Here is a 12,120-nt window from a genome sequence, read left to right on the forward strand (position 1 = left end):
GCGGTCTGCGGGCCGCTAGTCGCTCCCGCCGAGGGACCGCATCAGGGGGATCCCGCCCTCGGTGGGCACGTACACCACCGAACCCGCGGGCAGCTCGCCCAGCTTCTCGATGTAGTGGAACGTCAGGTACTCGGGGGTCAGGCCCTCGGAGATGATCCGCTGGGCCTCGGCGATGCCCCTCGCCTCCTCGATCTGCTGGCGGGCGCGCTCCTGGATGATCTCGGTCTGGAAGCGCTCCTGGGCCACCTGCTGTTCGCGCTGCTGGCGCTCCTCGATGGCCTGGCGCACGCCCTCCGGGGCCTGGATGTCGCGCACGAACGCCTGCACCACGTTGATGCGGTCCTCGGCGCTGGCCTGGATGGCGGCCTCGATGTTGTCGGACAGCTCCGCCCGGTCCGGGGAGAAGATCTCGTTGATGGAGCGCGTTGCGACCGCGTCGCGGACTCCGTTGCGCACTGAGTTGAGTACGATGGCCGCGGTGATCTGGCGCTCCGTCCCCAGCTCCTGAAAGAGCGTGGGAGTCCGGCTGGGCTCGATCTGATAGAGAACCGACACCTCCAGCGTCACGTTCAACTGCTCGCTGGTCTGTGCCTCGATGCGCTCGACGGTCCCTCCCTGCGGGAAGCTCTGCTCGCGCACCGACATCTTTTCGATGTTCGCGAGGGGATTCACGACGTGGACCCCCTGCGCGTGTGCGCGCTGGTTGACCCGTCCCAGAAAGTGCTCCACCCCGACCTCGCCGACATCGATCAGGATGACGGAGTTCATCGCCAGCAGCGCGACGCCTGCCGCCATCACCCCGTAGGAGATGAGCCGGGTCATGCCGGGATTGCGGCCCGTGGTGGTGGAAAACAGGCGGATGAGCCCGCCGGCGACGATGGTGAGTATGGCAAGCAATGCGGACGTCATGGGTCATTCCTCCTTCCAGGTGGATCGTCGCCCGCTCGGCGGGCGAGTTCGGCGCCGACGGTGTGGAGCGAGACGCCGGCACCCATCAGCGCGACCATCAGGTGGTACAGCAGGTCAGCCGCTTCCCCGGTTATCGCCGCGGGGTCGCGCCGGGTCAGGGCGACGGTCAGCTCCACCAGCTCCTCGCCCAGCTTCTTCAGACGGAGATTCCTGTCCGCGAGCAGGCGCGCGGTGTTGCTTCCCGGCGGCATTTCCGCGGCACGCGAGCGCAGGGTGACCCAGAGATTGTCCAGCACCTCGCCCCCGCGGAAGGTGGGTCGTCCCTCCGGGTCGTCCTCCTCGGACGCGGCGGCGGTCGGCTCCGGTTCGTGCTTCCCCGGGTCGACGAAGCAGGTTCGCGTCCCCGTGTGGCATACCGGCCCGGCCGGGCGCACCTTCGCCAGCACCGCGTCCGCATCGCAGTCCATATGCAGCGATACCAGCGAGAGTACGTTCCCGGATGTCGCGCCTTTGCGCCAGATCTCCTTTCTGCTTCGGGACCAGAAATACATCTGGCCCGTATCCAGGGTCAGGGCGAGAGAGGTGCGGTTGGCGTACGCCAGCATGAGCATTTCGCCGGTCCTGGCGTCCTGTGCGATCGCGGGAACGAGGCCATCGGAGTCGAAACTGACGTAGGCCAGGTCGCGGGTATGCTGAATGTGGCGGCCGGGAAGCGTGGCCGGCGGCCCGTTTCGGGTCCCTGCATCCGGTGGGACGGTCATCTCTGGCTGCTCCTTTCAGCGCCGTTCGAAGCGCGCATCGACATCCCGCGCGCCGTGAGTGCGGACTTTATGTTCGTCACGGTGGTCACACCGTCGTGAAGGATGCCGGCCAGCAGGGCGGCCGAAGCTCCTCCCGCGGTGAGCACATCCAGCACGTCCTCCGCCGAACCACCCCCGCCGGAGGCCACCACGGGTACCGATACCCGCGAGGCGACCTGCCGGGTCAGCTCCAGATCGTATCCGATGCGCGAGCCGTCCCGGTCGATGCTGGTGAGAAGGATCTCGCCCGCCCCCCGGCGCGCGCATTCTGCAGCCCACTCGACCGCGTCCAGGTCTCTGGGCAACCTGCCCCCGTGCGTGTACACGCGCCATCCATCCCCCTCGCGGGCCGCGTCCACGCTGGCGACAAGGCACTGGCTGCCGTAGCGCGCCGCGGCCTCGGCGGCGAGTTCCGGCTCGCGGGCGAGGGCGGAGTTAACGCTCACCTTGTCGGCACCGGCCCGCAACAGCGCGCCCACATCGTCCACGGTTCCCACGCCGCCCCCGACCGTCAGCGGGATGAACAGGGCCTCCGCCGTCCTGCGCACCGTGTCCAGCAGCGTGGCGCGACCCTCGTGGGACGCGGTGATGTCCAGGAAGACCACCTCGTCGGCCCCGTCGGCCTCGTAGCGGCCGGCCAGCTCCACCGGATCGCCCACGTCGCGCAGGTTCACGAAGCGGGTTCCCTTGACCACGCGTCCGTCGCGGACGTCCAGGCAGACCACGATGCGCGGGCGGAGCATGCCGGACCTAGTTGTCGGGAGCGGGATCGCGGGTGACCCGCACCGCGCCCTTGGTGCTGAAGACGCTGTCGCCCTCCTCGAGTGCCTGGCGCAGGGCGAACCCCGTCGCCTTCACCGCGGCCTCGATCACGTGATGGCGGTTGCGGCCCCGGACGACGCGGATGTGCAGGGTCGCGGCGAGATGCGTTGACAGGCTCTGGAAGAAGTGATCGGCGAGGCTCGTGGGAAGATCGCCGGCGTAAAACGCGCGCCCGCCGGTGTCGATCGCGGCCTCGACCAGCGCCTCGTCCATCGGGACCAGGGCCCAGCCGTAGCGCGCCGCGTGCTCGGGGACGATGTCGGCCAGCGCCATCCCGAGCGCGATCGCCACGTCCTCCACGAGATGGTGGTGCAGGTCGCCGCGCGCCTCGACCTCGAGCTCCAGCCCGGCGTAGCGAGCGAACGTCACGAGCATGTGATCGAGAAAGCCGTCCCCGGTGTCGATGCGGGGAGGGCGGTCTCCGCGGTCCACCGCGACGCGGACCCGCGTCTCGCCGGTCTCGCGCAGGATCTGGGCCATCGTCACCGCTCCTTGCCTTTCGATTGCCTCATCCGCCGAAGTCGCGCGCTACCGCCCGGGCGGGCAGGGTACCGTCGTAGAGGGCCATACCCAGGACCGCTCCGGCGGCTCCCATCCCGCCCAGACTCCGCAACTCTTCGACGGAACTGATACCCCCGGACATCCATACGGGATGCGGCGACGCCCGGATGACGGTCCCGGCTCGACGCAGGTCGCTGCCCTGCACGCGGCCCTCGCGCGCCACGTCCGTGCACAGTACGCCCGCCAGCGGAAGATCGTCCAACGCCGCCAGAAAGTCCTCGATGGTGGTTTCGCTGCTGCGGGTCCAGCCCCGGCGCAGCACCATCCCGTCACGCATGTCGGCCGCGACCACGACCTGGTCGGGGAATGTTGCGGCCGCGCGGGCGAGCCACGCGGCGTCCTCCACGGCCCGGGTGCCCACGATGACCCGGTCGGCGCCGGCCGCGAGCGCCCGCTCGATGCCCTCGCGGTCGCGCACCCCGCCCCCGAACTGGGTGACCGCCTCCGTGCCGGCGATCAGTTCGCGCACCAGGGCGCGGTTGTCGCCCCTGCCCAGCGCGGCGTCCAGATCCACGACGTGCAGGGTGCGAAAGCCCTTGCGCCACCAGCGCGCCGCGACCGCGGCCGGGTCGGGGAGGGAGACCTGCTCGGTCTCGGGAAGCCCGCCCACCCACTGGACGCAGCGACCGCCGCTGAGATCGACGGCGGGGACGGCGATCACGGCGGAGACCCGGCTGTCGTTTCGAGCCCCCGCGTGCGCCGAGCCGATCTCCCGGTCACCGCGCCGCCTCCTTCAGGAAGTTGGCGATGACGCGCAGCCCGGGCCGGGAGCTCTTCTCCGGATGGAACTGGGTCCCCCAGCAGCGCCCGCGCCGCACGGCGGCCGCGAAGCGGTCGCCCTCGTACTCGGACCAGGCGGTCACCGAGTCCTCGTCCCGGGGGCGGCAGACGTAGCTGTTGGCGTAGTAGGCGATGAGGTCCGGCGTGTCGGCGAAGAGCGGATCGCCGCCCGCGGCCACGTCGTTCCATCCCATGTGGGGCACGATCTCTCCCCGCAGCCGCTCCACGCGTCCCCCCAGAAAGCCGATTCCCGGGCCGCCGCCCTCGTCGCTTTCCTCGAACAGGATCTGCATGCCGAGGCAGATCCCCAGGCACGGCAGGCCCTCCTCCAGCGCCTCGCGGACCTCGTCTCGTCCGCCGGAGAGGGCGCGAGCGGCGGTCGCGAAGGAACCCACCCCGGGAAGCACCAGCGCGTCCGCCGCGAGGGCGTCCCGACAGTCGGTGTAGACCTGGGTGGACGCGCCCGAGACCTCGATGGCCTTGACCAGGGAATGCAGGTTGCCCGCGCCGTAGTCGAAGACGCCGACGCGCAGCGTCATCCGGCGGCCTCCGCCGCGATGGCTTCCTGGCCGGCATCCCCGGCGGCCGGGCGGCAGATGTCCTCCCACGCCTCGATGAAGCGCTCGATGACCGGCGGGGGGCCCACCGTCACGCGCAGCGCCTCGCCCACCCCGGGCACATTGGGGAAGGGGCGCACGGCGATGCCCCGGGCGATCATCTCCCGCGTAACCTCGACCGCGGGAGCCGGCACCGGCAGCATGATGAAGTTGGCTGAGGAGGGCAGCGGGTCGCCGCCGCGCCGGCGCAGTTCGGCCACCAGCCGTTCGCGGCACGCGACGATCTCGCGCACGGTGGGCTCGAGCCAGCCCGACCGGTCGCGCAGCGCCGCCGCCGCCGCCCGTTCGGCGAGCAGACCGACCTTGAAGGGACCGCGGGCCTTCTCGACTTCGCCCAGCAGATCCGGGTGGGCGATGCCGAACCCTGCGCGCAGCCCGGCGAGACCGTACGCCTTCGAGAAGGTGCGCGCGATCATGATGCGCGGAACCGCGAGCGCGCGTTCCACGAGCGATGTGTCGCCCGGGTCGTAGCCGGGGGATGCCACGTTGAACTCGTAGTACGCCTCGTCCAGGATGACCACCGGACCAGTAGTTCCCACGCCGTCCAGAAGCTCTTCGATCCAGGCCCGGGAGAGGGCTGTTCCGGTGGGGTTGTTGGGGGTGCAGACGTAGATCAGGTCCGCGCCGGCATCGAGCAGCTGCCGTGGCGAGGGCGGCCGGCGCGCGTCTCCCAGCGGAACCCCCTGCAGGCTGTTGACGACCAGCAGGTGCGGGATCATCAGGAATGTGGGGTTGGGAAACGCCACCCGCGCACCCGGATCGCACACCGCCCGGAAGGTCGAGTCCAGGACGTCGTCGGAGCCGCATCCGGTGATGACGCACTCGGCGGGGACGTCGAACGTGTCGGCGACGGCGTCGCGCAGATCGCTCGAGTAGGCCTGCGGATAGTTGGAGATGTCGCCCGAGGCGGCGTCGCGCATCACCGCAAGAGCGTCGGGATGGCAGCCCCAGAGGTTGGTGTTGTCGGAGAGCTCGATTTCAACCGGGTCCTCGATCGGGGTGTAGCGCCTGAGAGCGCGAAAGCCTTCGCGGGGAAACGGGGTCATGGGGCGATCCTTGCAAGAGCGGTCTCGGCGTGTCCGGGGAGTCCTTCCAGCCGGGCGAGGCGAGCCACCGGAGGCGCCAGCGACGCGGCCGCCTCGGGTAGAATGCGCTGCCAGGTAAACGAGCGCACGAAGTGGTCGGCGGACAGGCCCGAATACGACCGCGACAGGCCCCCGGTGGGAAGGACGTGGTTGGCGCCGGTCATGTAGTCTCCGAAGGCGACCGAGCTGGCAGGGCCCAGGAAGACCGTGCCTGCGGTGGGCACCTGCTCCATGGCCGCGTCCGGGTCGGCGACGTAGAGCGCGAGGTGTTCGGGCGCGTACGCGCGGGCGAAGCCGGTGGCCTCGTCCAGCGAGCGCGTCAGGACGATCGCGCCGCGGGTGGCCAGCGCCTCGCCGACCACCTGCCGCCGCGCCGACTCCGCCACGACCGCCATGAGCTCCCGCCGCGCCGCGGATGCGAGGCGGGCGCTGGGCGTGATCAGCACGGCCGATGCGTCGGGGTCGTGTTCGGCCTGGGCGGCCATCTCGAGCGCGACCAGCCGGGCGGGCGCGGTGCCGTCCGCCACCACGGCGATCTCGGAGGGCCCGGCGGGCGCATCGATGACCACGTCGCCCGCCACCTGCCGCTTGGCCTCGGTGACCCAGCGGTTTCCCGGCCCCACCACCGCGTCGACCGCGGGTACCGACTCGGTGCCGTATGCCATGGCCGCCACCGCGCCCGCCCCCCCCACTGCGAACAGCCGGGAAGCGCCCGCCAGCGCGCACGCCGCCAAGACGGCCCCGGGGGGTTCGCCGTCCGGCCCGGGCGGGGAGCACACCACCACCTCCCCGACCCCGGCTTCGCGGGCGGGGATCACCCCCATCAGGACGCTGGACGGGTAGGCGGCCAGGCCGCCCGGCGCGTACACCCCGGCGGCGGCCAGCGGCACCCAGCGCCGCCCGACAACCACGCCCGGCTCGGTCTCCATCTCCCAGTCGGCGGGCAGTTGTGCCCGGTGGAAGGCGGCGATGTTGGCGGCTGCGCGCTCGAGCGCGGCGGTCACGTCCGCGGAGAGCCGGCGCGCCGCCTCCCGCCAGCGGGCGCGCGGAACTTCCAGGACATCCAGTTCGACCCGGTCGTGCTCGCGCGCCAGTTCGCGCAGGGCGTCGTCGCCGCGCGCGCGCACGTTGGCGACGATCGCGGCCACAGCCTCGCGCACGCCCGCCTCTTCGGGAGGGCGCCGCTCCAGCAGCAGGCGGCGTTCATCCGCACCCATCGCCTCCAGGGGCGCATCGAAGGCCAGCTTCAAGGCATCAGCCTCTCGATCGCGGTGACCAGGATGCCCTCCGCCCCGAGCTTCTTCAGCCGCGGAATCGTGCTGGAAAGGCAATCCGCGTCGACCACCGCGTGCGCCGCGACCCAGGGCCCCCCTCCCATCACTTCGACGATGGTCGGCCCGGAAATGCCGGGGATCACCTGCCTGACCTCATCCAGCCGGTCACGCGGCACGTTCGCCATCAGGTATCGCTTCTCGCGCGCGAAGCGGACCGATTCGAGCGCCAGACAGAGTTCGGAGATCCTGTCGCCGAAGTCGGCCTGGTCCAGCACCGCTTCGCCCGCGATCAGGCGGGCGGTGGACTCCAGGATGGTTTCCACCTCCCGCATCCCGTTCACGCGCAGCGTGGAGCCCGTCGCCGTGAGGTCCGCGATGATCTCGGCCACCCCCAGATGGGGCGCGATTTCGGCGGCCCCCGACACGGTCGCGATCTCGACCGCGATGCCGAACCTCTCGAAATACGATCGCGTCAGCCGCGGAAAGGCGGTGGCCACGCGCGTCCCCGCGGGGATGTCGGCGATGCCGCGGATGTCGCTCTCATCCTGCACCGCCACCACCAGCCGGCATCGGCCGAACTCCAGGTCCAGCAGTTCCCGCACCTCGCAGCCGCTCTCGGCGACCAGGTCCGCGCCCGTGACGCCCACCTCCGCCGCTCCGTCCGCCACCAGCTCCGGGATGTCGGCCGCCCGCAGGAAGATGGCCTGATGATCGTTGCCGAGAGGCGCCGTGAGCGAACGGTCGCTGCGCATGCGGGCGCGCAGCCCGGCCTTGCGCAGGAGCGCCAGGGCGCTTTTCGACAGGCGGCCCTTGTTGGGCAGCGCTATTCTCAGGGGCGGCACGCGATTCTCCCCGTCCGGTCCGGGAATGGCTGCTAGCGGGGAAGGGTGGCGAGGGCGTCGGCCCGGGAGGTCGCGACCGGGATGATCCTGTCGAAGCCGCTGATCTGGAAGACCTCGGAGATCATGGGGGACAGCGAGCAAACCACGAAGGGGACGTGCTTCTGGTCGAGATGCCGGGTGACCCGGAGCAGGACGCGCAGCCCGGCGCTGCTCACGTAGCTGAGCTGCTCGCAGTCCAGGATCACGCCCCTGCCTCCCTTGTCGAGGAGGCCGTCCATCCCGGACTGGAAGTCGCGCGCGTTGCCGGAGTCGATTCGGCCGCTCACGGTCACGACGAGTGCCCGGTCCTGATGTTCGCTCCGGATCTTCATTCTGGCCTCTCTCCCTGGATGGTTACGCGGTATCCCGACCGGGTTGCGGGCCAGTAGTCCCAGATCGCGTGATGCTGCGTGCACCGATTGTCCCACATGGCCACCGAATTGCGCCGCCAGCGGAAGCGGCACTGAAAGTGAGGACGGCTGACATGGTCGAACAGGAAGCCGAGAATGGCCCGGCTCTCGCCGGCGGGAAGGCCGATGATGTGCTGCGTGAACAGCTTGTTGACGAAGAGCGCCTTGCGGCCGGTGACGGGATGGGTGCGGATGACGGGGTGCTCCGCCCGCGGGTAGGTGCGCCCTCCGCTGTCGCGGTCGAGCAGCCGATTCACGCGCTGGTAGTAGGGCGCGCCGTCGTGCACCGCCTGCAGGCCGTCGAGCAGAGCCCGCATCTGCTCGGAGAGGGCTGCGTACGCGGCGTACATGCAGGCGAACAGGGTGTCTCCGCCGGTCTCGGGGACGGTGTGCATGCGCACGATCGAGCCCATGGGCGGGAGCGGGTCGCACGACACGTCGGAGTGCCACTCCTCGCCGGTCGCGCGCACCGAGTTCTCGTCCGCGTGGATCGGCATGACCTCGGGATGGCCGTCCACCCCCGGGTCGTTGGGATGCGCGACCAGTTTGCCGAAGCGCTGTCCCAGCAGCTTGTGGCTCTCGATGGAGATGTCCTGGTCGCGGAAGAAGAGCGCCCCGTAGGCCATGAGGCCCTCGTACAGAACGGCGAACTCGGAGTCCGAGAGATTGCCGAGGTCGATCCCGTCGACGTTGGCGCCGATTACGGGGGTCACCGGCGTGAAGGTGATGGCGTTTCGACTCATGGCGGAATCCGGTGTCGACGACGGTCTGATCCGGCGCACGGCGTGGTTCGTCCCGCCCAACGGGCGGTGTTGCGGTCTCCGAAGTATGCCGGAATCAGGATGAGGTTCCGGCTCCGGCCCGCACGGGCGGGACCGGACACGCCGGAGTGCGGAAACACGTTGGCACGAAAGGTGTTCGCGAGCAACCAATCGACCCGGGAGCGGGCGCTTCGGTCGGGCCCTGCGAGCCCGGCGAATCCTCAGGGATCGTACCTGAGGATGAGGATCATCGTGAACGCGCTGGTGTCACGCGTCTCGACCGTGTACAGGATACGTGAGCCACGACCGACCGACGAATCGTGGCTGCGGAGCTGGTCCCACTCGCGCGGTTCGCTCAGGAATGCCCCGAGGCCGGTCGCGTAGCGGATCCTGTTGCCGATCGTGAGCCCGTCCGCGACGCGGTAGTCCACACTGCCTTCAGCGAGAACCCGCGGGCATGAAGTAGCCAACCCCGCGCTCATTGCGAATGTAGGCCGGGTTGGCCGCGTCGTCGCCCAGCTTGCGCCGCAGCCGCTTCACGACGGCCCGCACCAGTTTGGGGTCGGGCGGGCGCCGATCGCCTCGTGGCCACGCCTGGCGCAGCAGCGACTCGTGTGTCAGCACCCGTCCCGCGTTGACCGACAGCACGCGCAGCAGCTCGTACTCGGTGGGGGTGAGCTGCACGGACCGGCCGGCGACGGCGACGCGCCTTTGGTCGTACCGGATGGTCAGTTCCTCCAGGACGAAAGGCTCGGGCCCGGCTACCCGTCGAAGCGCGGCCCGCACCCTGGCCGTCAACTCCGATGGAGAGAACGGCTTGACGATGTAGTCGGCCGCGCCCGCGTCCAACGCCCGGACCGTGGCTTCGTCTCGTCCGTAGGCGGAGATGAAGATGACGGGCAGGTCGCTCAGCTCCGGTACCCGCTCCATCAACGCGATGCCGTCGGTCCCCGGCAGCAGCAAGTCCAGCAGAACCAGCCCGGGCTTGTGCATCGCGATGAGGCCGGCCACCTCCTCGGGGTCCCCGGTCACCACCGGGGCGTAGCCCGCCCCGGTGAGCGCGTCCCGGAGGTACCGAAGCATCCGGGGGTCGTCGTCGACCACCAGGATGCGCGTCTCCTCATGGTCCTCCACCGCCATGCGCCGGCCGGCCCGGGCCGGACCCGGGGCAGCGGTGGCGGGCTCCTCGGCCACGGGCACCGTGAAGGTGAACCGCGTGCCCTGTCCCACGCCGCCGCTCTCGGCCCAGATCCGGCCCCCGTGCGCCTCCACCAGGCCCTTGCAGATGCTCAGGCCCAGCCCGGCCCCCGCCCCGCCTCGCTCCCGGTCTCCGCCCGTCGGCGCCGCATACTTGCGGAACAGATGCGACAGCCGGTCCGGCGGCACGCCACGGCCCCCGTCGCTCACGGAGATCGCGACATGCACGCCTTCCCGTTGGGCGTCGATCCGGATGGGCGACGATTCGGGAGAGTACTTCGCAGCGTTCGACAGGAGGTTGCCCAGGACCTGGACGATGCGAGTCCGGTCGGCCAGCACCCGAGGCAGGTCTTCGGGCAGGTCGATCTCGAGGGCGTGCCGACCCGTGCCGCTCACGAACGCGCTCCGCGCAGGGTCTATCAGGGAGACGACCTCCACCGGCTCGGGCGACACCGACAGTGTGCCCGTCACGATGCGCCCGTGGTCGAGCAGCTCGCCGATCAGGCCGCGCATGCGGTCGGCTTGGTCGTCGATGACCCGGAAGAACTGCAGCATCTCGGCCGGATCCGGCGCCGGCGATGCGCCCAGAACGGTTGCCGTGGAGCCCTTGATCGAGATCAGCGGTGTGCGCAACTCGTGGCTCACGATTCCAAGGAACTCGGCGCGCATGCGCTCCAGTTCCTCCAGCGGCTCCATATCCTGCAGCGTGACGACGACCCTCAGGACCGTGCCGTCCTCCTCCTGGATCGGCGTCGAGTTTACCAGGGTGGTCACGCTCCGGCCATCGGGGACCGAAAGCGTCATCTCCTCGGCGCGCACTGTCTCCGCCGTCCTCAGGAGCTGCGCGAGCGAAAACTCCGCCAGGGCGACCTCTCTTCCGTCCGCCCGGTGACATGTGATCCTGTCCAGCAGTTGCGCCGGAGTAGACCCGGGGATATTCAGCGCGTCGACGATGCGGCGCGCTTCCCGGTTGAACGACACCGGGGCGCCGGTTGGCCCAGCGGGTCGCCAGAGTCCAATATCCCGACAGGAAGTCGTCTAACTGGTTACAGGGCTGCACGATCTGCGTTTCCTGCCGTTGTACTGGACCTTGCTGGACCGAGCTGACAAAGCGGGGAAACGGGAGTCAATCGGCGGGATTCCCGCGCGGGGCGCACGGGCCTGTCGAACCGCGTGCGGGAGCCGTTGTGGAGCCACCATATCCGCAGATCCCCGAAGCTGGACTTCCGTAGTCCCCGCTTCCACCTTTGGTGGGTGCGGCGAAGACCACGGGATGTCGCCACCGGGCTCATCCCGCCGGATTCAGTGTCCCGCGAAGGGATGTCATGAGAAAGTACTTCGAGTTTTGCAGCGGGACGCTGGCGCTGTGCGCCACCATGGCCTCCGGCCTCGTGCTCCTTCTGGCGGTGTTTCCGGCCCTGCCGATCGGTGGCGAGACGCTCGATGTCCGGGATGGCTACACGTACGCCGAGGCTCTTGCCGCGCTGGAGGGCTACGGCGAATCGGGGCGCCGCGTCTATGCGTGGGCCAGCGTGACCCTGGACACGTTGTTCCCGGTCCTCTACGCCAGCTTTCTGGCCGGACTCGTGTACCGGTGCCGACCCGCGGAGCGTTGGTGGAGGCTGGCCTACCTGCCTGTTGCGGCGGCGCTGATCGATCTGGGCGAGAACATCCAGATCGTGCTCATGCTGACGCGCTACCCCGACATTTCCACGGGGCAGGTGGCCGCCGCCTCGCTGTTCACGTCGCTCAAGGGAGTCGCTTCCTTGCTATGCCTGACTCTGGCGATTGCACTGGCGGTTGTCGCGGGGATCCGTCGTGCACGATGAGCGGTCGGCTGGTGTACGGGATCGACCGCATAGGGGGTTATGGCGAAGCGGCGCGTGGCCGAACCCTATCCTTCGGACTTCACCGCCGCTGACGCCGGCCTCCCGACGCTCAGGCCGAACCCGGGTCCTCCGCCCGCGTCACCGTAGCTGCCGTGTAGGTCCAGTCTCAGGCCGCCGGGCAGGTTGACGCCGTA

14 protein-coding genes are annotated in these 12,120 nt (G+C 70.0%); 1 reads left to right on the forward strand and 13 read right to left on the reverse strand.

The window, feature by feature from the left end:
• Nucleotides 1-15: 15 nt before the first annotated feature.
• The 13 genes from OXU32_16610 to OXU32_16670 all read right to left on the reverse strand — a co-directional run bounded on the left by OXU32_16610 (nucleotide 16) and on the right by OXU32_16670 (nucleotide 11,078).
• Nucleotides 16-909, reverse strand: a complete 894-nt coding sequence (locus tag OXU32_16610) for a prohibitin family protein (protein ID MDE0075578.1) — start codon at nucleotides 907-909, stop codon at nucleotides 16-18.
• Nucleotides 906-1,670: a bifunctional phosphoribosyl-AMP cyclohydrolase/phosphoribosyl-ATP diphosphatase HisIE gene (hisIE, locus tag OXU32_16615; protein ID MDE0075579.1), complete on the reverse strand. Its 765-nt coding sequence runs from the start codon at nucleotides 1,668-1,670 to the stop codon at nucleotides 906-908. The genes OXU32_16610 and hisIE overlap by 4 nt, the downstream gene beginning before the upstream one ends.
• Nucleotides 1,667-2,452, reverse strand: coding sequence for an imidazole glycerol phosphate synthase subunit HisF (gene hisF / locus OXU32_16620; protein MDE0075580.1), 786 nt, complete (start codon nucleotides 2,450-2,452; stop codon nucleotides 1,667-1,669). Before hisF ends, hisIE begins: the two co-directional genes overlap by 4 nt.
• A gap of 7 nt (nucleotides 2,453-2,459) precedes the next feature.
• Nucleotides 2,460-3,011: an imidazoleglycerol-phosphate dehydratase gene (locus OXU32_16625; protein MDE0075581.1), complete on the reverse strand. Its 552-nt coding sequence runs from the start codon at nucleotides 3,009-3,011 to the stop codon at nucleotides 2,460-2,462.
• 28 nt (nucleotides 3,012-3,039) lie between these two features.
• Nucleotides 3,040-3,753 (reverse strand): 1-(5-phosphoribosyl)-5-[(5-phosphoribosylamino)methylideneamino] imidazole-4-carboxamide isomerase, encoded by a 714-nt coding sequence (locus OXU32_16630; protein ID MDE0075582.1) that lies wholly within the window; start codon nucleotides 3,751-3,753, stop codon nucleotides 3,040-3,042.
• 55 nt (nucleotides 3,754-3,808) lie between these two features.
• A complete protein-coding gene (hisH, locus tag OXU32_16635) occupies nucleotides 3,809-4,405 on the reverse strand; it encodes an imidazole glycerol phosphate synthase subunit HisH (GenBank protein ID MDE0075583.1) in 597 nt (198 codons plus the stop codon).
• A 2-nt stretch (nucleotides 4,406-4,407) separates the two neighbouring features.
• Nucleotides 4,408-5,535 (reverse strand): aminotransferase class I/II-fold pyridoxal phosphate-dependent enzyme, encoded by a 1,128-nt coding sequence (locus tag OXU32_16640; protein MDE0075584.1) that lies wholly within the window; start codon nucleotides 5,533-5,535, stop codon nucleotides 4,408-4,410.
• Nucleotides 5,532-6,824 (reverse strand): histidinol dehydrogenase, encoded by a 1,293-nt coding sequence (gene hisD, locus OXU32_16645; GenBank protein ID MDE0075585.1) that lies wholly within the window; start codon nucleotides 6,822-6,824, stop codon nucleotides 5,532-5,534. The genes OXU32_16640 and hisD overlap by 4 nt, the downstream gene beginning before the upstream one ends.
• Complete coding sequence (hisG, locus tag OXU32_16650; protein ID MDE0075586.1) at nucleotides 6,821-7,681, reverse strand: ATP phosphoribosyltransferase; 861 nt, start codon at nucleotides 7,679-7,681, stop codon at nucleotides 6,821-6,823. Before hisG ends, hisD begins: the two co-directional genes overlap by 4 nt.
• Before the next feature lie 41 nt (nucleotides 7,682-7,722).
• On the reverse strand, nucleotides 7,723-8,061 hold the full coding sequence (locus OXU32_16655) for an STAS domain-containing protein (protein MDE0075587.1): 339 nt from the start codon (nucleotides 8,059-8,061) through the stop codon (nucleotides 7,723-7,725).
• Entirely contained in the window at nucleotides 8,058-8,882 is an 825-nt protein-coding gene (locus tag OXU32_16660; protein ID MDE0075588.1) for a TauD/TfdA family dioxygenase, read from the reverse strand. Before OXU32_16660 ends, OXU32_16655 begins: the two co-directional genes overlap by 4 nt.
• Before the next feature lie 239 nt (nucleotides 8,883-9,121).
• Complete coding sequence (locus OXU32_16665) at nucleotides 9,122-9,331, reverse strand: hypothetical protein (protein MDE0075589.1); 210 nt, start codon at nucleotides 9,329-9,331, stop codon at nucleotides 9,122-9,124.
• A 7-nt stretch (nucleotides 9,332-9,338) separates the two neighbouring features.
• Entirely contained in the window at nucleotides 9,339-11,078 is a 1,740-nt protein-coding gene (locus OXU32_16670) for an ATP-binding protein (GenBank protein ID MDE0075590.1), read from the reverse strand.
• 344 nt (nucleotides 11,079-11,422) lie between these two features.
• Between OXU32_16670 and OXU32_16675 the strand changes: the two genes are divergently transcribed.
• Nucleotides 11,423-11,926 carry a hypothetical protein gene (locus OXU32_16675; protein ID MDE0075591.1) on the forward strand — a complete coding sequence of 168 codons (504 nt, stop codon included), beginning with the start codon at nucleotides 11,423-11,425 and terminating at the stop codon, nucleotides 11,924-11,926.
• Nucleotides 11,927-12,120: the final 194 nt, after the last annotated feature.

Source organism: Gammaproteobacteria bacterium (assembly GCA_028819075.1).
Classification (GTDB): Bacteria; Gemmatimonadota; Gemmatimonadetes; order Longimicrobiales; family Gaopeijiaceae; genus BD2-11.

Bases quoted from the DNA above. Each gene is read 5' to 3' on its own strand.
- OXU32_16610 (MDE0075578.1), bottom strand. From the start codon at position 909: ATGACGTCCGCATTGCTTGCCATACTCACCATCGTCGCCGGCGGGCTC.
- hisIE (MDE0075579.1), bottom strand. From the start codon at position 1,670: ATGACCGTCCCACCGGATGCAGGGACCCGAAACGGGCCGCCGGCCACG.
- hisF (MDE0075580.1), bottom strand. From the start codon at position 2,452: ATGCTCCGCCCGCGCATCGTGGTCTGCCTGGACGTCCGCGACGGACGC.
- OXU32_16625 (MDE0075581.1), bottom strand. From the start codon at position 3,011: ATGGCCCAGATCCTGCGCGAGACCGGCGAGACGCGGGTCCGCGTCGCG.
- OXU32_16640 (MDE0075584.1), bottom strand. From the start codon at position 5,535: ATGACCCCGTTTCCCCGCGAAGGCTTTCGCGCTCTCAGGCGCTACACC.
- OXU32_16655 (MDE0075587.1), bottom strand. From the start codon at position 8,061: ATGAAGATCCGGAGCGAACATCAGGACCGGGCACTCGTCGTGACCGTG.
- OXU32_16660 (MDE0075588.1), bottom strand. From the start codon at position 8,882: ATGAGTCGAAACGCCATCACCTTCACGCCGGTGACCCCCGTAATCGGC.
- OXU32_16675 (MDE0075591.1), top strand. From the start codon at position 11,423: ATGAGAAAGTACTTCGAGTTTTGCAGCGGGACGCTGGCGCTGTGCGCC.